Consider the following 22739-nt stretch of genomic DNA (forward strand, 5'->3'; position numbering starts at 1 on the left):
CGGGCTGGTGGTGGGTGAGGGTGGGATCGGGCCGGCTCTGTCGGGGTGCGGGATCGGGCTGGTGGTGACGAGGTGCGAGTTCGGACCGACGCTGGGTGGGGGTGGGGTCGGGCCGACGAGGTGCGCGTTCCGGCCGGTGGTGACCGGGGGCGAGCCCGGGCCCGTGGCTGCGGAGTGCGGGGTTGAGCTGAAGGCGATGAGGCGCCCGCGCTCCGCATGAGACCGGCGGAGGCACCGGGGCGGTCTCATGCGGGCGGGGCCGGGAAGCCGGACCGGTGGTCGCTCTCGCCTGCCGCCGGTGCGCCGCACCCCTACGGCGCCCCCGTCGGCGGCCGGCGTCGCGGGCAGCTCGCGGGGAGCGTGCCGGCCGGTCCGGCTGGTCTGTGGGCAGGGGCTCCGTGGCGATCCTGGTGGCGCCTGTGCTGTCCGCCATCTGACCCACCACCTTCGGAATCGGCCCTGTCGGAACCTTGCTCATCCAAAGTCCCCCGCCCGGGGTCCCGGGGGCTTGAGCCTCCGGCCCTGTCGAGGCCCTGCCCGGGCCCGGCGGGACATGGGACCGGGGCCCGGTGGGCGTGGGGCAGCGGGGTGGGGGTGGGTTCGGGGGTGGGGTGGGATCGAGGTCCCGGGAGCGGAGGGGGGGACGGTCAGGGACGACCCCTGGGGACCGTCACACCGGGGGATGCCGGCGCGCTGCGGTGGTGCGCGCTGCGAAAACCCCCGCACACCGTGTGTACGGGGGTTCCGGATCGCACGCGGTCAGGCGGATTCGTGGGTCGCCGGTTCCGAAGCCGGCTTGCGGGACGTGGACTTGGTGGTCCTGGCCGTAGGGGACTTGGCGGCCGTACCCCGCGAAGTGGTCGCCTTACGGGCCGGAGTTGCCTTCTTGGCCGGGGAAGCAGCGGGATCGGCCGCGGGAACCCCCGTGATGCCGCCCACGCAGAACGCCCAGACCTCCTCCGCCGAGATGGGCGAGGGGTGCGCGCCGACGGGAGCGGCGGGGCCACGGGCCGTGAACATCGCCGTCTGCATGATGAGGGAGGCGACGTGGCGGGGCCTGGGAGCCGTGGCCTGACCTGCGGCGACCGCCTCTTCGACCAGCTTCGTGAAGAAGCCGAGCAGGGGCAGGTGAGCGGTGGCGACCTGGTCGGGGTGGGTGACCAGGAGCTGGATCGCGAAGTCCGTGAACAGGGGCGACTGCGCACCGGGTCCGGGCTCGGAGGAGCGGTGGAGGAGGTCGACCGCGATCCGCAGCCTCTCCAGGGGATCCCGGCCGGCCGCGGCGGCCTCCCGGATCTCCCCGGCCGACCTCGACAGCGCGTCCTCGAAGAGAGCGAGCAGCAACTCGTGCTTGCCGCCGAAGTGTTGATAGAAACTGCGCAGCGACTGACGCGAACGCTCCACGACCTCCTGCACGGTGAAGTCGGTGGTGCCCTTGTCGGCGATCAACTCCTGTGCGGCGTCGAGGAATCGCTGCACGCGCTGCTCCGCGCGAAGCTTCGCGGCCCGGGTGGACCGCTCGACGGCGCGCTGCCGCCAGGCGGGCTCCGGGCTCTCGGCCGGTTCTGCGGGGACGGCACTCATGAGCAGAACGCTACTCCGCGCAGGTGAAAAGCGAGGCCGTTCCCCCTGACGAATTCCTCTACCCGGAAAACGAGACCGACATGTCCGCCACCAAGAACACCGTTCTCGGACGGTCACCCCTCGGACGCCCTCTTGACGCACCCAGGGCCTCGATCGACACTCGAACCGGGAATCCTAGTGAACAGGTAGGGAATCATGGGGCGCCTGGAGCCGACCGTCAGCCGGACGAGCCGCACGGCCTGGTCGTCGCCCCTTCTCACCTCCCGCCGTCACATCGACCTGCTGCGCGTGTGCAGCGCACAACGCTGACCCGAGCGCCTTCTCAGGCCCCCGCTTTCCAGGTCCCCACCCCCTCAGCCGCCGCAACCGCCGCGCGCTCACCCCCGCGCGCCCGCCCCCGGGGAGACTCATGTCCATCACACCGCTGGCCGCCCACGCGTACGACCGCCCGGCCCCCGCCTTCCGGGGCCGCATCGGCCGCGACGCCCGCAGCGGCCACTACGCCGTGCCGCGCCGCTACCGCCTCCACCTGTCCACCGCCGACCCCGACGGCCTGGGCATCGCCGTCACCCACAGCCTGCTGCGCCTGGACAAGGCGTGTCCGGTCACCTTCCTGCCCGCCGTCCCCGACTGTCCCGACGGCGGCCACGCGAGCCTGCGCCCGCTGTACGATGCGAGCGCGCACCGCTACCGGGGCCCGGCCCTCGCCCCCGTGCTGAGCGACGACTGGTCCGGCCGCATCGTCTCCACCCACGGCCCGGACATCGCCCGCGACCTGGCCCGCCACTTCGGCGGCGGCAGGCCCTCACTGCACCCCTGCGGCACCGAGCGGGAGATCGAGACGGCCGTACGGCTGTGCGCCGAGGTCGAGCGCTCGGCCCAACTCGCCGGTGAGGCAGGCGTGCCGGAGCCGGGACACGCACTCGGCGCCCTCCTCGACGCGCTCGGCGGCCTGGAGCAACGCCTCGGCGCCGGACCGTATCTGACGGGCGATCAAGTCACGGCAGCCGACGTCGACTTGTGGGTCACCCTCGTCCGGCTCGACACCGTGCACCGCCACCACCTCGACGCCGGAGCCGTCCAGCAGGTCGCCGCCCACCACGCCCTGTGGGCCTACGCCCGCCGCCTCACCGCCCACCCCGCCTTCGGCACCCACCTCGACCTCGACGGCATCGACCGCCGCCACCGCGCCCGCTGCCAGGGCCTCGAAGCCGCCGGCTCCGCTGTCCAGATCCTGGACTGGGCGGCGTACAAGGCCGACGGAAACCGGACCCACCAGGGCTGATCCGGTCCGAAACCTGGACGACCGTTGACAACGGTCCGGGCAACTGGCTTAACTGCGGCCCGGAAACGGTCTTCCGACTCCGCGCCGCACCTCACCGACGGCCACCCCGGCCGCCGCACGAAGCAGAAGCAGAGGACGACATGTACGCAGCTCCCAGGACGGCGCCCCGCCGCTCCCCGGGCTGCGTACGCCCGTACCTCAGCCACCTCGTCGCGAACCGCGCCGTCGATCTCCTGCGCGTCAGCAGCGCACTGTGTACCGCACCGGGCCGTGCCCGCTGTCGGGTCTGACCTCGAAGCCAGACCCGACCGCAGCGCCCTCGCCGGCCACCGCACTCGCGGTGCGCCGCCCGCCGCCCTCGACCCCGGTCCCGTACACAGCCGTCGCACGCCCCCTCCCACCGGAGCCGTGTGCCCACGGCCCGTGACACCGGGGCAGCCCGCCTCCCGCCGGAGCCCCTCATGAGCGAATCACCGGGCGCCGTGTCCCTCGCCACGGCACCGCCACCCGACGTACCGTCAAAAACCCTCACCGCACAGCGAGTTCAGCCACTGCGCCGCCCCGGACGCTGGATCGCCACCGCGATCGTCCTGGTCCTGGCCGCCCAGTTCGTCCACGGCCTGGTCACCAACCCCTTCTACCAGTGGGACCGCTTCGGCTACTGGTTCCTGCGCCCGACCATCCTCGACGGACTCCTCGTCACCCTCGAAGTCACCGCCTACAGCGCGGTACTGGGTCTGTTCGGCGGCATCCTCCTGGCCCTCGCCCGGCTCTCGAAGAGCCCGGTGCTGCGAGCCGTCAGCTGGGTCTACATCTGGGCGTTCCGCTCGGTGCCGCTCATCGTGATCCTGCTGTTCCTCTACAACTTCAGTGCCCTGTACCAGACGTTGAGCGTCGGCGTCCCCTTCGGTCCCGCCTTCTTCACCTTCGACGAGTCCCGCCTCGCCACCGACATGGCCATCGCCGTCGTCGGACTCAGCCTCCACGAGGCCGCGTACGCCGCCGAGGTCGTCCGGGGCGGCATCCTCTCCGTCGACCAGGGCCAGCACGAGGCCGCCGCCGCCCTCGGCCTCCCCAAGGGCTACCAGTTCCGCCGGGTGGTCTTCCCGCAGGCCCTGCGCTCGATCGTGCCGAACTACGTCAACCAGCTGATCGGCCTGGTCAAAGGCACCTCGCTGGTCTTCTACGTCTCCCTCCTCGACCTCTTCGGCGCCGCGCAGACCATGGGCTCCACCTACCCCGGCGACATCGTCCCGCTGCTGCTCGTCGTCACCGTCTGGTACCTGATCCTCACGAGCCTCGTCTCGGTCGTCCAGTTCTACGTCGAGCGGCACTACGCGCGCGGCGCCACCCGCACCCTGCCGCCCACCCCGCTCCAGCAACTGCGCGCCTCCTTCGGCCGGTTCAGGGAGCGCCTGCGCAAGGAGGCCGCCGTATGAGCGCCGCCACCGCCACCGTCGCCGCGCCCGCCGCCGTCGAACTCCACGGCGTCCACAAGTGGTTCGGCACCCACCAGGTCCTCGACGGCATCGACCTGACCGTCCGGCCCGGCGAAGTCACCGCGCTGCTCGGCCCGTCCGGCTCCGGCAAGTCCACGCTCCTGCGCGTCATCAACCACCTGGAGAAACCCGAACGCGGGTACGTCAGCGTCAACGGCGAACTCATCGGCGTACGCCGGCACGGCGACCGGCTACGGGAGTTGAGTGAGCGCGCCATCCTCACCCAGCGCGCCGGGATCGGGTTCGTCTTCCAGAACTTCAACCTCTTCCCGCACCTCACCGTGCTGGACAACGTCGCCGCCGCCCCCGTCGCCACCGGCCGCCTCGCCAAGCCGGCCGCGCTGGAACTCGCCCGCGAACTCCTCGACCGCGTCGGCCTCGCGGACAAGTCGGCTGCTTATCCACGGCAGTTGTCCGGCGGACAGCAGCAGCGCGTCGCCATCGCACGCGCCCTCGCGCTGCGCCCCGGCGTCATCCTCTTCGACGAGCCGACCTCCGCGCTCGACCCCGAGCTGGTGGGTGAAGTCCTCGCCGTCATCAAGGACTTGGCGACCAGCGGCACGACGCTCCTGATCGTCACGCACGAGATCGGCTTCGCCCGCGAGGTGGCCGACCGGGTGGTGTTCCTGGACGCCGGGAAGATCGTCGAACAGGGGCCGCCGGAGCAGGTGCTGGACAGGCCGCAGCACGAGAGGACCCGCGACTTCCTCGCCAAGGTCCTCTGAACCGGAGGTGCCTGACTCGGTCAAGGCCCCTTGAAATCAACCCCGTTGACCTCCGTACGACCCACGAATCCCTAAGGACAGCCATGCCCGCGCCCCTCTCCCGACGTGCCCTGATCCGAGGCATCACCGCGACGGCCGCCGTCGCCACCCTCGCCGGCGGGCTCGCCGCCTGCGGCGGGGACAGCGAGGCCGCCACCGCCGCCGACACCTCCGGCTCCGTCACCATCGGCCGCGTCTCCAACGGGGCCGCGAAAGAAACGGCGTTGAAGGTCTCCGAGGTGAAGTCGATCAGCGCCGAGGTGCCGGAAGCGATCCGCAAGCGCGGCACCCTCGTCATCGGCAGCGGCTCCCTGCCCTCGGGCTCCGCGCCGCTCGGCTACATCGGCGACGACCAGAAGACCCTCACCGGCGCCGAACCCGACCTCGCCCGCCTCGTCGCCGCCGTCCTCGGACTCAAGCCCGAGAACAAGCGGTTCACCTGGGAGAACCTCTTCGTCGGCATCGACAGCGGCAAGGTCGACATCGGCTTCTCGAACATCACCGACACCGAGGAGCGCAAGCAGAAGTACGACTTCGCCTCCTACCGCCAGGACAACCTCGGCTTCGAGAAGCTGAAGTCCAACTCCTGGACGTTCGACGGCACTTACCGCAGCCTCGCGGGCAAGACCGTCTCCGTCGGCGCCGGCACCAACCAGGAACGCCTCCTCCTGGAGTGGCGGAAGAAGCTCAAGGCCGAGGGCAAGAACCTCAGCATCAAGTACTTCCAGGACAGCAACAGCACCTATCTCGCCCTGAACAGCGGCAAGATCGACGCCTACCTCGGCCCCAACCCGAGCCTGTCGTACCACGTCACCCAGACCGCCAAGTCCCCCGCTCCGACCGCCATCGCGGGCACCTACTCCGGCGCCGGCGAGACCCTCCAGGGCCTCATCGCGGCGACCGTCAAGAAGGACAGCGGACTCGTCGAACCGGTCGCCGACGCCATCAATCACCTCATCGGCAACGGCCAGTACGCCCAGTGGCTGGACTCCTGGAACCTCGCGAACGAGGCCGTCACCAAGTCCGAGATCAACCCGCTCGGCCTGCCCCTCACCAACTCCTGACGACTCGTCGGCTTCCCCCGGCCGAAAGGACTTCGCCTCGGTAAGGCCCCGGCCGGGGCCGCAGAATCGATTTCGCACAAAAGTTCGGAAATTTCCCGGGAACCGGGAACACGGCGGGCGAACGGCCCGTTGTGAGGGATGAGAGCCACGATCGGGCCGCACAGAGCGAGGACGAAGGAGGGAACGGCAGTGACCGACATACACATACGCCACTCCGCGCACCTCCACTCCCGGCCCCACATCGACCTCCTGCGCGTGGCCGGCGCGCTCTGTAGCTGACCCCAGCGCTTCAGCACCCGCACGCCCCACCCCAGCCTTGCCGCCGTGCCCGTGTCCCGGGCGGGCCCGGCGTCCTCGTACGGACCTCCAGGAAGGCACTCCACCCGTGTCCCCTTCTTCTCCCGCACCCCTGCACCTCGCGGTGGCCCTCGACGGCACCGGCTGGCACCCCGCCTCCTGGCGCGAGCAGGTCGCCCGCCCCCGCGCCCTGTTCACCGCCGGATACTGGGCCGACCTGGTCGCCGAGGCCGAGCGCGGCCTCCTCGACTTCGTGACGATCGAGGACGGCCTCGGCCCCCAGTCCTCCCGCCTCCTCGACCCCGACGACCGCACCGACCAGGTACGAGGCCGGCTGGACGCGGTCCTGATCGCCTCCCGCGTCGCCCCGCTCACCCGGCACATCGGCCTCGTCCCCACCACCGTCGCCACCCACACCGAGCCCTTCCACATCTCCAAGGCGATCGCCACCCTCGACTACGTGAGCACCGGCCGCGCGGGCCTGCGCGTCCAGATCACCGCCCGCCCGAACGAGGCAGCGCACTTCGGCCGCCGCACGATCGAGCGCATCGAGTCGTACGACGACCCGGACACCCTCGCGGTGGTGACCGACCTGTTCGACGAGGCCGCCGACTACGTCGAAGCCGTCCGGCGCCTGTGGGACAGCTGGGAGGACGACGCGGAGATCCGCGACGCCGCCACCGGCCGCTTCGTCGACCGCGAGAAACTCCACTACATCGACTTCGAGGGCCGCCGCTTCAGCGTCAAGGGCCCCTCCATCACCCCCCGCCCGCCCCAGGGCCAGCCCCTCGTCACGGCCCTCGCGCACGCGACGGTGCCCTACCGGCTGGTGGCGCGCGCGGCGGACGTCGGCTTCGTCACCCCGCACGACACCGGCCAGGCCCGCGCCATCGTCCAGGAGATACGCACCGAACAGGAGGCCGCGGGCCGGGCCGCCGATCCGCTGCACGTCTTCGCCGACCTCGTGGTCTTCCTCGACGACGACCCCGCAAAGGCGCGGGCACGCCGGGCCCGGCTCGACGAGGCGGCGGGCGAGCCGTACACGAGCGACGCGCGGATCTTCGCCGGCAGCCCCGCCGAACTCGCCGACCTCCTCCAGGAGTTCCAGACGGCCGGCCTCACCGGATTCCGGCTGCGCCCCGCCGTCGCCGGCCACGACCTGCCGGCCATCGGCCGGGGCCTGGTCCCCGAACTCCAGCGGCGCGGCGCCTTCCGTACGGCGTACGAGGCCGACACCCTGCGCGGGCTGCTCGGCCTGACGCGTCCCGCCAACCGTTACGCAGCCCTCTGAGCGCGAGGAAGAGACCGACGATGAGCAAGCCGCTGAAGCAGATCCATCTCGCCGCGCACTTCCCCGGCGTCAACAACACCACCGTCTGGAGCGACCCGCAGGCGGGCAGCCACATCGAGTTCAGCTCCTTCGCGCACCTCGCGAAGACCGCCGAACGCGCCAAGTTCGACTTCCTGTTCCTCGCCGAGGGCCTGCGCCTGCGCGAACAGGGCGGCAAGATCTACGACCTCGACGTGGTCGGCCGCCCCGACACGTTCACCGTGCTGGCCGCGCTCGCCGCCGTCACCGACCGGCTCGGACTGACCGGCACGATCAACTCGACGTTCAACGAACCGTACGAGGTGGCACGGCAGTTCGCGAGCCTCGACCACCTCTCCGACGGCCGCGCCGCGTGGAACGTGGTCACCTCCTGGGACGCGTTCACCGGCGAGAACTTCCGGCGCGGCGGCTTCCTCCCGCAGGACGAGCGCTACTCCCGCGCCAAGGAGTTCCTCGCCACCACGCAGGAGCTCTTCGACTCCTGGCAGGGCGACGAGATCCTCGCCGACCGGGCCACGGGCACCTTCCTGCGGGACGCGCGGGCCGGTTCCTTCGTCCACACCGGACAGCACTTCGACATCCACGGCCGGTTCAACGTGCCGCGCAGCCCCCAGGGCCGCCCGGTGATCTTCCAGGCCGGGGACTCCGAGGAGGGCCGCGAGTTCGCCGCCGCCGAGGCCGACGCCATCTTCAGCAGGTACGCGCAACTGGAACAGGGCCAGGCGTTCTACACGGACGTCAAGAGCCGCCTCGCCAGGTACGGCCGCCGCGCCGACCAGCTGCTGATCCTGCCCGCCGCGACCTTCGTCCTCGGCGACACCGACGACGAGGCCCGCGACGCCGCGAAGGAGGTGCGCCGGCAGCAGGTCAGCGGGGCCACCGCGCTCAAGCACCTGGAGTTCGTCTGGAACCGCGACCTCTCCGCGTACGACCCCGAAGGACCGCTGCCCGAGATCGATCCGGACGTCAGCGCCGAGCACATCTCGCGGGGCCGCGCGCAGGTCAGGATGTACCGCGACCCGCTCGCCACCGCCCGCGAGTGGCGGGAGCTGGCCGAGGCCAACAAGTGGTCCATCCGCGACCTCGTCATCGAGACCGGCAACCGGCAGAACTTCATCGGCACCCCCGAGACCGTCGCCCGCACGATCAACGAGTACGTCCAGGCGGACGCGGCCGACGGGTTCATCCTCGTCCCGCACATCACCCCCGGCGGACTCGACGACTTCGCCGACCAGGTCGTCCCGCTCCTCCAGGAACAGGGCGTCTTCCGCACCGACTACGAGGGCACCACCCTGCGCGACCACCTCGGCCTCGCCCACCCCGACGCGGCGCGCGACACCCGGGCCGCGTCGTGAGGTTCCTCGCGATCACCCTCATCGTCCACCGCCCCGACCCCGCGACCGGCGTCCAGAAGTCCACGCAGGACCGGTTCCGGGAGGTCCTCGACAACGCGCTGCTCGCCGAGGAACTGGGCTTCGACGGCTTCGGCGTGGGGGAGCGGCACGAACGCCCGTTCATCTCCTCCTCGCCCACCGTCGTCCTCAGCCACGTCGCCGCCCTCACCCGCCGCATCCGCCTCTTCACCGCCGTCACCACCCTCAGCCTCCTCGACCCGGTCCGCGCCTACGAGGACTACGCCACCCTCGACCACCTCTCCGGCGGCCGGCTCGACCTGATCATCGGCAAGGGCAACGGCGCCGCCCAGCGCGAGCTGTTCCAGGTCACGCCCGAGGACCAGTGGGACCGCAACGCCGAGAGCTACGAGGTGTTCCGGCAGCTGTGGCGGCAGGACAAGGTCACCGCCGACACCCGCTTCCGGCCGCCCCTCACCGACGCGGAGGTATGGCCGCGCCCCTACCAGCAGCCGGTGCGCGTGTGGCACGGCAGCGCCACCAGCAAGGAGTCCGTCGACCTCGCCGCCCGCTACGGCGACCCGCTGTTCTCGGCGAACGTCACCCACCCCATCGAGCCGTACGCCGAGTTGATCCGCCACTACCGGGAGCGGTGGGAGCACTACGGGCACGACCCGGCGGCGGTCGCGGTCGGCGCGGGGTCGGCCGGGCTGTACGTGGCACGGACCTCGCAGGAGGCCGTCGAGACGTACCGGCCCGTCTTCGAGAGCACCCGGGACTTCCAGCGCGCCGCCGGACTGCCCGTCGTGTTCGAGACCGTGGAGGACTTCGTCGAGCGCAGCTCCGCGCTCATCGGCAGCCCCCAGCAGGTCATCGAGAAGGTCCACCGCTACCACGCCGAGTTCGGGCACACCGTCCTGCACGTCCACGCGGACGCTGGCGGGCTGACCGACACCCGGCACCGGGACTCCCTGGAGCGGTTCCAGAGCGAGGTGGCGAGCGTGCTGCGCAAGGAGATCCCCGACCCGCCGTTCGACTGGGCACCCGTACCGCCCGCCGCCTGACAGAAGGAGGACACGTCCATGCCCGGTACGCCCCTCGGCATCCTCGACCTGGTGCCGGTCCCCTCCGGTTCCACCGCCGCCGACGCCCTGCGCAACTCCATCGACCTCGCCCGCCACGCCGAACGCCTCGGCTACACGCGGTACTGGTTCGCCGAGCACCACCTCAACCCCGGCGTCGCCGGCACGTCCCCGGCGATCCTCCTCGCCCTCACCGCCTCCGCGACCTCCACGATCCGCCTCGGCTCCGGCGCCGTACAACTCGGCCACCGGACCGCGCTGAGCACGGTGGAGGAGTTCGGCCTGATCGACGCGCTGCACCCGGGGCGGCTGGACCTGGGGCTGGGGAGGTCGGGGGCACCGAGGAGAGGGACGGCGTCGCCAGGGGCTCCGGGAGGAGCGGCGGGGGAGGGCCGGGCTTCTGGGACGGGGCCGGGTGGGGAGCCGACGGCAGCGGGCCGGGTTTCCGGGGCGGTGCGCGGGGAGGAGGGGCGTGCGCGGGGCGGCGCGGGAGGGCTGTCGGGGGAGGAGCGTTCCGGAGAAGCGCCGGGTGGGGGTGGGTTGACGGCGGAGAGCCGGGCTTCCGGAGTGGGGGCGGGTGAGGAGGCGCTGGTGGTGGAGGGTCCGGCTTCCGGAGCGGCGCCCGGGAAGGCGCGTACTCGGGGTGACGTGGGAAGGCCGGTGGGGGAGCGGGCTTCCGGAGCGTGGGCAGGGGAAGAAGGGCGGGGCGATCGGGGCGTGGCCGGAGCGGGCGCATCGCGCAGGGGGCCCGTCGTTGGTGGTCGTGCTCCCAACGGGCTGCTCGTCCCGCCCCCGTTCTCCTTCGAAGCCGTTCTGAAATCACCCCGGTTCGCGCTTCAGCGTGGGCTGCTCCAGCTTCCCGGGGCGCGGTCGCAGGATTACGCCGGGCAGATCGACGACCTTCTCGCGCTCCTCGCGGGGACGTACCGTTCGGCGGACGGGGAGGAGGCGCATGTCGTGCCCGGCGAGGGGGCCGGCGTCGAGGTGTGGATCCTCGGCAGCAGCGGCGGGGAGAGTGCCGAGGTCGCCGGGGCGCGGGGACTGAGGTTCGCCGCGAACTACCACGTCAGCCCGGCGTCCGTGCTGGACGCGGTGGACGCGTACCGGGAGCACTTCGAGCCGTCGGCGGCCCTGGACCGGCCGTACGTCAGCGTCTCGGCGGACGTCGTCGTCGCCGAGGACGAGGCGCGGGCCCGCGAACTCGCCACCGGCTACCCCCTGTGGGTGCGCAGCATCCGCACCGCCGAGGGCGCCATCCCCTTCCCGACCCCCGAGGAGGCCCGCGCCCACACCTGGACCGACGAGGACAGGGCCCTCGTACAGGACCGGGTCGACACCCAGCTCGTCGGCACCGCGGCCCAGGTCGCCGACCGCCTCGAACAACTCCAGGAAGCCACGGAAGCGGACGAACTCCTCGTCACGACGATCACCCACGACCACACCGACCGCGTCCACTCCTACCGCCTGCTCGCGCGGGAGTGGGCCCGCAGAGGTCACTCGGCCGAGTCGAGCTGACGCTCGGGCGCCCCCACGGCCGGCCCGCGGACAACCTCGCCGCCGCCCGGGTGGCGCGGGTCTCCGCCCCGGTCCCCCCAGGCGCGCACCCGCACGGGAGCCGGCTCGGCCGTGCATCGGCCGAATGACCGAGGCGACGACGGGGCCGGGCCCTGTTTCCCGGGGGCGCCGCTCGCCGGTGAGAGGGCGGGTGCCCCCTCGGCGGCCCCGTTCCCCGGGCGGTTCTCCCCGGGCGTCATCCCGTGAGCTGACGCGGCGGCATACCTGAGGCTGACGGAACGGCCGCTCGCGTCACCCTCAGGTGGTCGGCTTTTCGGCCGATACGCGGGACCCGCCCGAACCGGATCATGGCGCGGACCCCGCCGGTGCGGATTCCTCGCCGGCGGGCGCGGACCGACACACCCCCGAAGCCGCCGCTCTCTCACCTCACCGGGACCACCCCACCATGCTCCGCACAGCCCTCCGCAACGTCCTCGCGCACAAGGCCAGACTGCTGATGACCCTGCTCGCCGCCCTGCTCGGCGTGGCGTTCGTCTCCGGCACCCTGGTCTTCACCGACACCTTCGAGAACGCCTACCGCACCCAGGCGGCCAGGAGCTACGCCCACGTGGACGTCGAGGTGACATCGACGACCGTCCTGGTCACCATGGTGGCCGCCTGGCTGCCGGCCCGCCGCGCCGCGAAGATCCCGCCGGTCGCGGCGATCGGCAGCGCCCACCTGCCGGCCACCACCAAGTCCCTGGTCGTGCGGAACTCCCTCGGCGGCATCGTCGCCCCGCTCGGCGGTCTTCGGCGCGGTCGTCGGGATCGGGCTCGGAGCCTTCCTGGGCCGGGCCGTCTGCGAGAACTCGAAGGCGGACATCCCCGGATACGCGCTGGTGCTGCCGTGGGGCAGGTCCGCGCTCCTCCTCCTGCTGGCGGCGCTGGTCGGCATGCTGGCCGCTCTGTGGCCCGCCCGCAGCGCGGCCCGGCTGAACATGCTCACCGCCATCACGACCGAGTGGACGGAACGGAATACCGTACGGCCGAAGGGGCGTCACCCCGCCGGTGTGGCCGGGCCGTCCGCCCTCCCCCGAGAGCGGACGGCCCGGCCTTTCCCCCGGCGCCGGACCATGGTCCACGAGCGGTCACCAGCACATGACCGCGCTCCTCCCCGCCCCCCAGGCCGAGTACAGGCGCATACGGACGAAGTACCGCCGCCCCTTCACGAGCCGCACCCGCAGCGACGCGTTCTCCTGCGTCCCCCCGTCGTCGTCCCCCGCGAGGAAACGCGGCTCCCCCTCGCGCTCCTCGAAGAGGACGACGACGGTGTCGCAGTCGCCGAACGCGGCGAGCCGGTAGTCACGGGTCTCGGACGGCTCCAGCGCGAAGTCCGCCTGCTCACCCGGCCCCAGGGCCAGCGGCGCCGACCGGAACGGCACGAGCGAGGCGGGCCGGGGCGTGAGCGGCGGCGGGTACCAGCGCTGCACGAACTCCTTGTCCAGCGTGGACAGCGCGCCCGGCGGATGCACGCCCTGCCGGAACTGCTCGGGCTCCAGGATCAGCCCCGCCGGGAAGGGGTACTCCATCACCGACTGCGGGTCCCACACCGTGCCGTTGACCTCCGTCACGTCCAGCTTGCGCAGGATGTTGACGTACGTCCGCTCCCGGCTCCAGTGGTTCGGCGGGCCCGCGAGGTCCGCGTACACCGCCTCCTCGTCCCAGTGGATGCCCGCGTACGGGCTCTGGTGCTCGTGCTGCATGCCCAGCGCGTGGCCGATCTGGTGCAGGGCCGTCGCCCGCTCGCCCGGGGCCGTGAGATCCCAGCCGAAGTTCATCGTCCGCTCGTGCAGCCCCACGAGCAGCGCCTCGCGGCCGACGGCCGACCAGGAGCCGTCGCTCTCCTCGAACCCGATGCGGACCTCGGCCTCGGACCGGTCGGCGACCTCCGTGAACGTCACGCCGATGCCGAGGTCCTGCCACTCCCGGAAGCAGTCCCGCACCACGTCGCGCTGCGCCTCGCCGCCCGCCCACGAGACCCGCCGGCTCCCCCCGGTGCCGGCGTTCTCGGAGTCGAAGAAGCAGTAGTGCAGGACCGTGCCGTTCACCCACATCCGCCGCCCGCTCATGAGCGCGCCGAGCCGCTCGGCGGCCAGTCCCGGGGTGAACCCGGGCTCAGGCTGCCGGACGAGCGAGCAGTAGCGGGCGGTCATGGGTCCAGCGTGCCCGGTCCAAGGTCACCGCGCCTGAGTCGGGAGCTACTCAAGTCGCCTGTATCAGACCTGAGTACCCCCGCTCATGATGACGTGACGACTCTCGGACCCGACCCCAAGTCCCTCGACCGGCCGTGGCCGTTCACCGGCCGTGAGGAGGAACTCGCCCTGATCCGCCAGGCCCTGACCGCCGCCCGCCCCGGCATGATCCTCACCGGCCCGGCCGGCCACGGCCGCACCCGCCTCGCGGCGGAGGCGGTGAAGGACCTCGAACCCGGGAGCGCGCGGGGCGGATCGAGGGGGGCGCGCGGAAGATCCGCGCGCGGAGCGTTCCCGGGAGCGCGGGGCGCCGGCGCGCGCGGGGCGCGGGGGCGTGCGGCGGCTGCCACCGGGCCGCACGGGCGGGGCGTCACCGCGCCGGTCACCGACGGTGCGGCCGACGCCCTCCGCGACGGCCCCGCAGGCGCCCGCCCGCGCGTGCACACCCCCGGCGCCAAGCCCCACCCCTACGCGCGCGTCTCCGGCACCCCCGAGACCCGTCACCTCCCCTTCGCCGCCTTCGCCCACCTCCTCCCCGAGGACGTCACCCTCCACCGCGCGGTGGAACTCCTCGCGCCCGTGCGCCTGTTGCTCGTCGACGACGCGCACCTCCTGGACGACGCCTCCGCCGCCCTCGTCCACCAGCTCGCCGTGCAGGGCCGCACCCGCCTCCTGGTCGTCACGACGGAAGGAGCCCCCGCCCCTACCCCGATCACCCGCCTGTGGACCGACGGACTCCTCCCGAGGCTCGTCCTCGGCCCCCTCCCGTACGACGCGACGGCCCAGCTCCTGTCGTCCGGCGCGGGCGTCCCCCTCGACGCGCTCACCGTCGACCGCCTCGACCGCCTGACCCGGGGCGACCTCAGACTCCTGCGGGACCTGGTGGACGCCGTACGCGAACAGGGGCTGCTGGAGCCGTCCGGGGACGACGCGTACGCCTGGCGGGGCCCCGTCCCCCTCACCCCGGCCGTCCGCGAACGGGCGTCCGGCGTCCTCGCGCGCACGGACGCCGACCGCGAGACCCTCGACCGGCTGGCGTTCGCGGAACCCCTCCCCGTGCGGGCCGGGAAGCTCGACCTGGACGTCCTGGAGCGCCTGGAGGCCGACGGCCTCATCGCGGTCGGCGACGACACGGCCGTACACCTCGCGGACCCCCTGCACGGGCCCGTCCTGCGCGCCGTCGCGGGCCGGCTGCGGACGCTCCGGCTGACCGGCGAGCGGGAACCGTACGGCGTGGCGCTCGCCGAGGAGTCCGCCGAACTGGTCCGGCGGATCGGCGCGGCGGACGTCCGCGACACGCGCGCGCCCGTGGGGGAGTGGCTCGTCGCCGAGGGCGAACCGGTGCCGCCGGTCCACGCGTGCGTGCGCGCACGGTTCGCGCGACTGCGCGGCGAACTGCGGCAGGCCGCCTCCTGGGCGCGCGAGGGGCTGCGCCACAGCCCCGCCGACCCCGACTGCCGTACGGAGCTGGCACGGGCCGAGGAGGGCGGCGTACGGCTCGATGAGATGGCGGCGGACGACGGGGTGTTCGCCCACTACGCGCGGGCGCTCGCGCAGGGCGACGCGACCGCGCTGGACGAGGTGGCGGGGGAGCTGGAGGAGCGGGGCTTCCTCCTGTACGCCGCCGAAGCCCGCACCCGCGCCGCCCACGCCCACCGCGACCCCCGTGCGGCCCGGGCGGCGCGCACGCGCGCTGTCGCGCTGGCCCGCCGCTGCCAGCCCTCCGGCACCCCCGTACTCTCGGGCCTCGCCCTCGACGACCTCACCGCCCGCCAACGCCAGATCGTCACCCTGGCGGCGGCGGGCCTGAGCAACCGCCAGATCGCGGAACGACTGACCCTGTCGATCCGAACGGTCGGCAACCACCTGTACAGCGCGTACACGCGACTGGGGGCGAGCGACAGGGGCGCGCTGCCGTGGGTGGTGGGGCAACCGGCGTGAGGGAGTCCACGGGGTATGCTGACGCACGCGCGGAGCGCCCCCTCACCCCGCCCCAAGCGGCCCCGGCAGCACCGCCTCACGCCGCCCCGAACGCCGTGAACGCCCACCCCGTCGCCTGGTGCAGCGCATCCCCCGGCACCGCCCCGCGCGCGTCCCGCAACGCCTCCGCCAGCGAGCGTCCGTCCGCGAGACTCTTGTGGAGGGCCAGCATCAGCGGGACCACCGCCGCGTCGTTGACGGGCGCGCTGCTCGCCAGGACGCCCGCCGTCCCCAGCGGGAGCAACGCCGTGACCAGGCCCAGGAGTTCGTCCGCGCCGACCGAGGCGAGGCGGGCCGTGTCGCAGCTGGAGAGGATGATGCGGTGGGGACTGCGGTCGAGGCGTTCGAAGTCGTGGACGATCAGGGGCCCGTCGGCCATGCGGAGGGACGAGAACAGGGGACTGTCCGCGCGGAACGTGCCGTGCGCGGCGATGTGCGCGAGCGCGGCCCCGTCCAGTTCGTCGAGCACCCGGGGGACGCGCGCCTCGTCGTGCTCCAGGACGACGGGACGGCCGTACCGGCCCGCGACCTCCGGCACCTCGGCGCCGCCCGTCGCGAGCCCGGGACCGCGCACGAGGACGTGCCGTCCCCCGGCCGGCGCGGGTGTCTCCTTCGCGCGCAGCCAACTGCTCGCGGACGGCGACACGCTGAGCACGCGCTCGCGCAGCGCGGGCAGCAGCGCCCACGGCACCCGGTGCAGGCGCGCGGGAGGCACGACGACCACAGGCCCCTCGCCGAGCCGTTCCGCGGCGGGACCGAGGAGCAGTTTCTGGAGTCGGCGCCCCATCTCCTCGACGAGCGGCAACCGCCCCTCCGCACCCGGGTGCGCGAGGCGCCGCAGGGTCGCCTGGACGTGCTCGGCCTCCCGCTCCGCGTCCGCGAGCATCCCGCCCGCGAACCGCCGCACCCGCCCGCCCCCGACGAGCAGCACCTGCACGCGCCCGTCGAGCACGGCGAGTTCGACGAGCCGCCCGTCCCCCAGCCGCTCCAGGAGCCGCGCCACGTCGAACCGGTGGCCGTCCCCGGGGGACTCGCCCCGGATGTGCAGGGTCCGGGACCTGATCTCCTGCTCCAGACGCCGCTGCTCGCGCTCCAGGGCGGGCAGCGGGCGCCCGGAGATGCGGGCCTGCTCCGCCTGGTCGGCGATGACGCGGAAGGCCGTCAGACCGCTCAGGAGGGCCGCGTCGGCGGGCGGCCTGGTCGGCGGCGCCGACAGCACCGTGGCCCGCCACCGCTCGCTCCACAGCAGCAACTGGCGCGGCCCGCCCCCCTCCAGGCTCACCTGCTGGGCGAGCGCGGCGAGTTCGGCGCCCTGCGCGGTCGCGCGGGCCCGCAGCTCGGAGGCGCCCAGTGTCATCCGGTGGTCGTCGAGGACGTCGAGACCGCGCCGGCACGCCTCCAGGACACCCCGCCCCGAACCCGCCGCGCGTGCGCGCAGGGCCTGCGCCGCCCACCCCGTCACCCGGGCCAGCGGAGGCCCGCTGCGGCGGCTGCGGGCGGCCAGCGAGAGATACCGCTCGGCGTCGGCCGTCCAGTCCAGGACCAGCGCGATACGGCCCGCCAGCAGCCACGCCTCGGGCGCTGCGGGCGCACCGAACGACGCGAGCCGTCCGGCGACCTTCGCGGCGTCCGCGACGAGCCGCCCCGACGCCCGCCCCGCCGTCAGCTTCGCCTCGATCAGCACCAGTTGGGCGTGCGTCTCCCACCAGGACCGCCGCTGCGCCGCGAACAGCCGCACCGCGACCGCCGAGCGGGCTATCGCCGTGCCGGTGTCGCCCGCGTGGCGCGCCGCCTTCGCCGCCGTCAGCAGGAGTTCCGCCTTGCGCGTCGACTGCCCCCGGATGCCGTCCAGGACGGCGATCGCCGCGTCCGCCTCGGCCAGCGCCTCCGGGGCGAGGCCCGCCGCCATCAGCACCTCGCAGCGCCGGATGTTCAGCATGATCCCGGGCGTGCCGAGCTTCGCGTACCGCTCCTCCGCGTCGTCCAGCAGGCTCAGCGCGCGCGGGATGTCGCCGGAGCGGAACGCGGCGATGCCCTGGCTCTCGACGGCGTCCGCCTTGTCGTGCTCCTGCCCGGTGGTGTCCCACAGGGCCTGCGCCGCCGCGTAGTCCGCGTCCGCCCGGTCCACCGCGCCCAGTGCCAGATGCACCGTCGCGCGCAGGTTCAGCGCACGCGCCGTCCAGATCGTGTCGCCCACCTGACGCAGCACCGGCACCGCACGCCGCAGGTCCTCCAGCGCCTCCGGGTGATGCCCGAGGACCTCCCACGAGTACGCCCGCCGGAACAGCACCCGCGCGCGGGTGAGACCCGTACCGCGCTCCACGCCCCGCTCGAACGCGGCAAGGCCCTGCCGGGTACGGCCCGCGTGCACGAGGGCGACGCCGAGCGTGCCCAGGATGTCCGCCTCCCGGTCGGCGGAGTCGGCGCGCGCCGCCAGCACGCGCGCGCGGCGCAGATGCTTCAGCGCGAGACCCAGATCGCCCCAGTCCCGCTGCCAGATCCCGATCACCTGATGGGCGATCGAGGCGTGCAGCGCCGGCGGATCGGCGCGGAGCAGTTCCTCCGCCCGCGCCAACGCCTCATGAGGGGCGGCGAACACCAGAGGCAGCAGTTCGAGGACCGGTTCGTGTGCCGCTGTCACCCCACGGATGGTATCGGGCAGCGGAGCGCATCACACCGGTTGGTGCGCTTCCGGCACAGCGCCCCGCCACCGGCCCCCGCCGGACACACCGCGTGCACTCCGGCGCACGGCGCTGCGCGCGCCCCCGGCACGCCCGCACACCACCCCGCGGCCCCGTGGCACCGGCCCGCCTGCGGCGACACCCCCCCCGCCGCACCGCCCCGACCTCCGGCGAAACGATCCTTCACGCGGAACGCCGGCTTCCCCTGTATCAACCGCCGCCCTCGCTGCTCTCACTGACGACCATCGCCTCAGGGGAAGAGGACAGCCATGGCGCCACAGCGATTCCAGGAGCAGTTCGACCACATGCAGCGTTCGATGCCGGACGTGCCGCTCGCCATGGGCCCCGACGATCTCGGGGAGTTCGTCTACGAGAAAGGCGTCGTCCTCGCACGCGACGGCGACGAGGCGCGCCTCGTCGAGGACACCGTGCGCGCGCACTTCACCGAGGCGGCCGGCCTGACCGCCGACCACGTCCGCCGCGCGGGCCCCGAGACCAACCGCTCCGGCATCACCCGCATCCAGGTCGGCGACCCCGGCCAGGGCGTCCGCGCGGGCGGTGACGACCAGACCGTCGCCCACGCGCTGCGCGCCCTCAGCGCCCGAGAGGGCCGCGCCGGACGCCGCCTGATCAGCCGCAACCACGTCGTCCACATCGCCACCAACGCCTGTCCGGGCGACGAACCGGTGCCCGCCGTCCGCACCGAGGGCACCAACCCGGCACCCGCCGACGCCGTCCACGACCCCGACACCGCCGTCCGTGTCCTGGTCGTCGACAACGGCCTCACCCACGACTACCGCGCCTGCCCCGGCCTCGGGAACGTCACCGGCGACGCGCAGCTCCGCGAGACCGACGACCACGGCGTCCTGCGCCAGTACGTCGGCCACGGCACGTTCATAGCGGGCCTGCTCACCGCCGTCGCCCCCAACACCGACGTCACCGTGCGCGGCACCCTCAACGACGCGGGCGCCATCCTGGAGTCCGAGTTCGGCGAGCGTCTCTTCGACGCCGTGGCCGACGGCTGGCCCGACATCCTCAGCCTCTCCGCCGGCAGCGTCAACGGCCGCACCGACGGCCTCCTCGGCGTCGAGGCGTTCATGACCGCCCTCCAGACCCAGCGCACCCTGCTCGTGGCCGCCGCCGGGAACGACAGCAGGGCCACGCCGTTCTGGCCCGCCGCCTACGCGGGCCTGCCCGAGCACGCCGACTCCGTCCTGTCCGTCGGCGCCCTGCGCGCGGACGGCGCGTTCGGCGCCTGCTTCACCAACTACGGCCCCTGGGTGAAGGTCTACGCCCCCGGCGAGCGCCTCGTCAGCGCCCTCACCGGTTTCGACGCCCCCGTGCCGTACGTCTACCAGCACTCCACGTACGACACCTGCCGCTTCGGCTTCGGCTACGCCTGCACCTGCTGCACCCCCCGGCACACCGGCGTCCTCAGCGACCCCGACGAGAAACCCGATCAGGTGATGTTCGAGGGGTACGCCGCGTGGAGCGGCACCTCCTTCGCCACCCCCCTGGTCGCGGGACTCGTCGCCGCCTGGATGACCGCGAGCCGCGAGAGCGACCCGCGCACGGCGGCCCGCGGCCTGCTCACCGCCTGTGCGGACTTCGCCGAGGTGCGCGGCGCGCACGTGACGGCGCTGCGCCCGCCGACCTGGCTCCCGGCCGTGGCCGGGCAGCTCGTCGCCCACTCATGAGGGCCGTCGCCACCCCCGTCACGGCGTACGATGACATGCCGTACACGAGGGGTGGGGCCGTGGACCGTACTGATGTCGGCGCGCTCGTCCAGGCCGCGATCGACGGTGACGCGGCGGCCTGGAAAGCGTTGGTGGAGGGGCTCAGCCCGCTGGTCTGGTCGGTGGTGCGCGCGCACCGGCTCTCCGAGGCCGACGGGCACGAGGTGGCCCAGACCGTGTGGCTGCGCTTCGCCCAGCACCTGCACCGCATCCGGGAGCCCGAGAAGGCGGGCGCCTGGCTGGCGCGCACCGCGCGCAACGAATGCCTGAAGGTCATCAAGGGCCTCAGGCGCCTCACCCCTACCGACGACCCCCAGGTCCTGGACCGGGTCAGCGAGGACCGCACCCCCGAGCAGTCCGTCCTCGACTCCGAGGAGGCCGCCGCGCAGAGCGAACGCGTGCGCCGCCTCTGGCAGGAGTTCGACGCCCTCGGCGAACGCTGCCGGGAACTGCTGCGGGTGCTCATCGCCTCGCCCCCGCCCAGCTACCAGGAGGTGGCGGACTCGCTCGGCATCGCCGTCGGCAGCATCGGCCCGATGCGCCAGCGTTGCCTGCGCCGTCTGCGCGCCCGCCTGGACGCCCGGGGGCCGCAGTGAACCACGACGTGTACGACGGAATGGACGAGCCGATGAACGACGCCCCCCACGGCGACGAGCCCGGAGACGACTTCGCGGACGACTGCCTGGAGGAGGAACTGCGCCAGGCCGCCGCGATCCTCGACCCGGTGCCCCCGGAGGTGTACCGCACCGCCCTGGAGGCGTACGCCCTGGTCGACCTCGACGCCAAGATCGCCGGGCTGACCTTCGACTCGCTGACCCACGGCATCCCCGTGCGGGGGGAGACGGACGGGCCGCGCATGCTGACGTTCGTCACCGGCGAGCTGACGGTCGACGTCGAGGTCACCGCGCACGGCATGTTCGGCCAGCTCATGCCCCCGCAGACGGCCCGTATCGAGGTCCTCGGCGGCTCGCGCGCGAGCCACGCGCTCGACGCCGACGAACTCGGCCGGTTCACCAGCGACGACCCCCTCTCCGGCCCGTTCGCGCTCAGAGTGCGGGCCGGACAGGACGTCGTCGTCACCGAGTGGCTGCGGGCCTGAGGGTGTACGGGCCGGCCCTCACCAGGTGACCGGCAGCGTCCGCGGTCCCCGGATCATGGTCTTCTCGCGCCACTCGACCTGATCCGCGGGCACCGCGAGACGCAGCCCCGGCAACCGCCTCGGCAGCGTCTCCAGCAGCAGATCGATCTGGAGGCGCGCGAGGACCATGCCGGTGCAGTGGTGCGCGCCGTTCCCGAACGCCAGGTGCGGGTTCGGGTCCCGGCCGACATCGATGACGTCCGGCTCCGGGAAGACCTCCGGATCGCGGTTGGCGGCCAGGTACGACACGTACACCGGCTCGCCCGCGCGGATCACGTGCCCCGCCAGCTCGACGTCCTCCAGAGCGATCCGCGCCAGGCCCACACTGCTGCGATGCGGGATGTAGCGCAGCAGCTCGTCGATCAACACGCCGCGCGCGTCCGGGCGTTCCCGCATCCGCACCAGCAACTCCGGGCGGGTCAGCAGCAGATACAGCATCTGGCCGACGTTGTGCGTCACCGCCTCACCGCCGATCTGCAACGGACCCGCCAGGCCGACCGCCTCCTCCTCGCGCACGTCCCCGCGCGCGACGGCCGCGCCCAGCAGCGCGTACACGTCCTCGCCGGGCTCCTGCGCGCGGGCGCGGATCGTCTCCGTGATCCAGCCGTACAGCCCCTCCTTCGCCCTCCCCGCGCCAGCCGCGCCGCCCGACGTCGAGATGATCTCCCGCGTCCACGCGTGCACCCGCTCCCGGTCCGCCTCGGGGACCCCCATCACCTCGCTCACCACCGCCAGCGGGAACGGCTCCAGCACGCGCGCGACGAGATCGGCGGGCGGGCCGTCCCGCACGACGCCGTCGACCAGCCCGTCCAGCATCGCCTGGGCCACCGGGCGCAGCCGCTTCATGCCGCCCACCGTGAACGCCCCCGCGACCGCCCTGCGCAGCCGGTTGTGGTCCGGCTGGTCCGCGAACGCCAGCGAGCCCGGGCGCGGCGCGAAATGCGGGGCCATCCTCGTGACCTGGCACTTCGTGACCTCCGCGCGGCTGAAACGGGGATCGTTCGTCACCGTCCGCACATCGTCGTACCGCGTCGCCAGCCACGCCCAGCCCTCGCCGAACGGCAGCCGGATCCGGGTCAGCGGGCCCTCCCGCATCAGCTCCGCGAGGAACGGGTCGAACGCCGTGCCCTCCAGGTCGGGGGTGGGCCAGTCCCGTACGGCCGGCGGGGCCGGTGTCGTCATCTCCTCGGTCATGCGTCCA

17 protein-coding genes and 3 pseudogenes are annotated in these 22739 nt (G+C 73.3%); 16 read left to right on the plus strand and 4 right to left on the minus strand.

Annotated elements, in window-relative coordinates; translation table 11 throughout:
• Positions 1–759: 759 nt before the first annotated feature.
• A complete protein-coding gene (locus ACQCO7_RS36845) occupies positions 760–1584 on the minus strand; it encodes a TetR/AcrR family transcriptional regulator (RefSeq protein ID WP_464075877.1) in 825 nt (274 codons plus the stop codon).
• A gap of 195 nt (positions 1585–1779) precedes the next feature.
• Here ACQCO7_RS36845 and ACQCO7_RS36850 point away from each other — a divergent pair, with 195 nt between their 5' ends.
• From ACQCO7_RS36850 to ACQCO7_RS36905, 12 genes and pseudogenes are all read left to right on the plus strand, one after another.
• Positions 1780–1893 (plus strand): putative leader peptide, encoded by a 114-nt coding sequence (locus ACQCO7_RS36850; RefSeq protein WP_319061084.1) that lies wholly within the window; start codon positions 1780–1782, stop codon positions 1891–1893.
• Positions 1894–1993: 100 nt separating this feature from the next.
• The gene (locus ACQCO7_RS36855) at positions 1994–2869 is read left to right on the plus strand and encodes a glutathione S-transferase C-terminal domain-containing protein (protein ID WP_464075878.1); all 876 of its coding nucleotides are present in this window, start codon (positions 1994–1996) and stop codon (positions 2867–2869) included.
• A 461-nt stretch (positions 2870–3330) separates the two neighbouring features.
• The gene (locus ACQCO7_RS36860) at positions 3331–4308 is read left to right on the plus strand and encodes an amino acid ABC transporter permease (RefSeq protein ID WP_464075879.1); all 978 of its coding nucleotides are present in this window, start codon (positions 3331–3333) and stop codon (positions 4306–4308) included.
• On the plus strand, positions 4305–5093 hold the full coding sequence (locus ACQCO7_RS36865) for an amino acid ABC transporter ATP-binding protein (RefSeq protein ID WP_464075880.1): 789 nt from the start codon (positions 4305–4307) through the stop codon (positions 5091–5093). Before ACQCO7_RS36860 ends, ACQCO7_RS36865 begins: the two co-directional genes overlap by 4 nt.
• Positions 5094–5176: 83 nt before the next feature.
• Positions 5177–6196 carry an ABC transporter substrate-binding protein gene (locus ACQCO7_RS36870; protein WP_464075881.1) on the plus strand — a complete coding sequence of 340 codons (1020 nt, stop codon included), beginning with the start codon at positions 5177–5179 and terminating at the stop codon, positions 6194–6196.
• Between the two features lie 189 nt (positions 6197–6385).
• Positions 6386–6475: a putative leader peptide gene (locus tag ACQCO7_RS36875; RefSeq protein ID WP_324610815.1), complete on the plus strand. Its 90-nt coding sequence runs from the start codon at positions 6386–6388 to the stop codon at positions 6473–6475.
• 106 nt (positions 6476–6581) lie between these two features.
• Complete coding sequence (locus ACQCO7_RS36880; protein WP_464075882.1) at positions 6582–7784, plus strand: LLM class flavin-dependent oxidoreductase; 1203 nt, start codon at positions 6582–6584, stop codon at positions 7782–7784.
• Between the two features lie 20 nt (positions 7785–7804).
• The gene (locus tag ACQCO7_RS36885; RefSeq protein ID WP_464075883.1) at positions 7805–9178 is read left to right on the plus strand and encodes an NtaA/DmoA family FMN-dependent monooxygenase; all 1374 of its coding nucleotides are present in this window, start codon (positions 7805–7807) and stop codon (positions 9176–9178) included.
• Positions 9175–10239 carry an LLM class flavin-dependent oxidoreductase gene (locus ACQCO7_RS36890; RefSeq protein ID WP_464075884.1) on the plus strand — a complete coding sequence of 355 codons (1065 nt, stop codon included), beginning with the start codon at positions 9175–9177 and terminating at the stop codon, positions 10237–10239. Before ACQCO7_RS36885 ends, ACQCO7_RS36890 begins: the two co-directional genes overlap by 4 nt.
• Before the next feature lie 18 nt (positions 10240–10257).
• Positions 10258–10539: pseudogene (locus tag ACQCO7_RS36895) on the plus strand (LLM class flavin-dependent oxidoreductase); the annotation flags it as partial.
• 417 nt (positions 10540–10956) lie between these two features.
• Positions 10957–11772, plus strand: a pseudogene (locus ACQCO7_RS36900) (MsnO8 family LLM class oxidoreductase); the annotation flags it as partial.
• A gap of 782 nt (positions 11773–12554) precedes the next feature.
• A pseudogene (locus ACQCO7_RS36905) lies at positions 12555–12773 on the plus strand (hypothetical protein); the annotation flags it as partial.
• Positions 12774–12899: 126 nt separating this feature from the next.
• On the opposite strand, the gene absR1 reads toward ACQCO7_RS36905, so the two are convergent.
• Entirely contained in the window at positions 12900–13964 is a 1065-nt protein-coding gene (absR1, locus tag ACQCO7_RS36910) for a beta-glucuronidase AbsR1 (protein WP_464075885.1), read from the minus strand.
• Between the two features lie 93 nt (positions 13965–14057).
• On the opposite strand from absR1, the gene ACQCO7_RS36915 reads away from it, so the two are divergent.
• Complete coding sequence (locus tag ACQCO7_RS36915; protein ID WP_464075886.1) at positions 14058–15944, plus strand: helix-turn-helix domain-containing protein; 1887 nt, start codon at positions 14058–14060, stop codon at positions 15942–15944.
• A 76-nt stretch (positions 15945–16020) separates the two neighbouring features.
• On the opposite strand, the gene ACQCO7_RS36920 is transcribed toward ACQCO7_RS36915, so the two are convergent.
• Positions 16021–18624: a CHAT domain-containing protein gene (locus tag ACQCO7_RS36920; RefSeq protein ID WP_464075887.1), complete on the minus strand. Its 2604-nt coding sequence runs from the start codon at positions 18622–18624 to the stop codon at positions 16021–16023.
• A 309-nt stretch (positions 18625–18933) separates the two neighbouring features.
• Between ACQCO7_RS36920 and ACQCO7_RS36925 the strand changes: the two genes are divergently transcribed.
• From ACQCO7_RS36925 to ACQCO7_RS36935, 3 genes are read left to right on the plus strand one after another with little or no spacing between them, the layout of a single operon-like run.
• The gene (locus tag ACQCO7_RS36925; RefSeq protein WP_464075888.1) at positions 18934–20361 is read left to right on the plus strand and encodes a S8/S53 family peptidase; all 1428 of its coding nucleotides are present in this window, start codon (positions 18934–18936) and stop codon (positions 20359–20361) included.
• A gap of 35 nt (positions 20362–20396) precedes the next feature.
• Positions 20397–20996 carry an RNA polymerase sigma factor gene (locus ACQCO7_RS36930; RefSeq protein ID WP_178855141.1) on the plus strand — a complete coding sequence of 200 codons (600 nt, stop codon included), beginning with the start codon at positions 20397–20399 and terminating at the stop codon, positions 20994–20996.
• Positions 20997–21016: 20 nt separating this feature from the next.
• Complete coding sequence (locus ACQCO7_RS36935; RefSeq protein ID WP_464077381.1) at positions 21017–21499, plus strand: hypothetical protein; 483 nt, start codon at positions 21017–21019, stop codon at positions 21497–21499.
• 18 nt (positions 21500–21517) lie between these two features.
• On the opposite strand, the gene ACQCO7_RS36940 is transcribed toward ACQCO7_RS36935, so the two are convergent.
• On the minus strand, positions 21518–22732 hold the full coding sequence (locus ACQCO7_RS36940) for a cytochrome P450 (RefSeq protein ID WP_464075889.1): 1215 nt from the start codon (positions 22730–22732) through the stop codon (positions 21518–21520).
• Positions 22733–22739 lie beyond the last annotated feature (7 nt).

Source organism: Streptomyces saintjeani (assembly GCF_055409605.1).

Coding starts and splice junctions, on each gene's coding strand:
- ACQCO7_RS36845 (WP_464075877.1), bottom strand. CDS start 1,584: ATGAGTGCCGTCCCCGCAGAACCGGCCGAGAGCCCGGAGCCCGCCTGG.
- ACQCO7_RS36850 (WP_319061084.1), top strand. CDS start 1,780: ATGGGGCGCCTGGAGCCGACCGTCAGCCGGACGAGCCGCACGGCCTGG.
- ACQCO7_RS36855 (WP_464075878.1), top strand. CDS start 1,994: ATGTCCATCACACCGCTGGCCGCCCACGCGTACGACCGCCCGGCCCCC.
- ACQCO7_RS36860 (WP_464075879.1), top strand. CDS start 3,331: ATGAGCGAATCACCGGGCGCCGTGTCCCTCGCCACGGCACCGCCACCC.
- ACQCO7_RS36865 (WP_464075880.1), top strand. CDS start 4,305: ATGAGCGCCGCCACCGCCACCGTCGCCGCGCCCGCCGCCGTCGAACTC.
- ACQCO7_RS36870 (WP_464075881.1), top strand. CDS start 5,177: ATGCCCGCGCCCCTCTCCCGACGTGCCCTGATCCGAGGCATCACCGCG.
- ACQCO7_RS36885 (WP_464075883.1), top strand. CDS start 7,805: ATGAGCAAGCCGCTGAAGCAGATCCATCTCGCCGCGCACTTCCCCGGC.
- absR1 (WP_464075885.1), bottom strand. CDS start 13,964: ATGACCGCCCGCTACTGCTCGCTCGTCCGGCAGCCTGAGCCCGGGTTC.
- ACQCO7_RS36925 (WP_464075888.1), top strand. CDS start 18,934: ATGGCGCCACAGCGATTCCAGGAGCAGTTCGACCACATGCAGCGTTCG.
- ACQCO7_RS36930 (WP_178855141.1), top strand. CDS start 20,397: ATGCCGTACACGAGGGGTGGGGCCGTGGACCGTACTGATGTCGGCGCG.
- ACQCO7_RS36935 (WP_464077381.1), top strand. CDS start 21,017: ATGGACGAGCCGATGAACGACGCCCCCCACGGCGACGAGCCCGGAGAC.
- ACQCO7_RS36940 (WP_464075889.1), bottom strand. CDS start 22,732: ATGACCGAGGAGATGACGACACCGGCCCCGCCGGCCGTACGGGACTGG.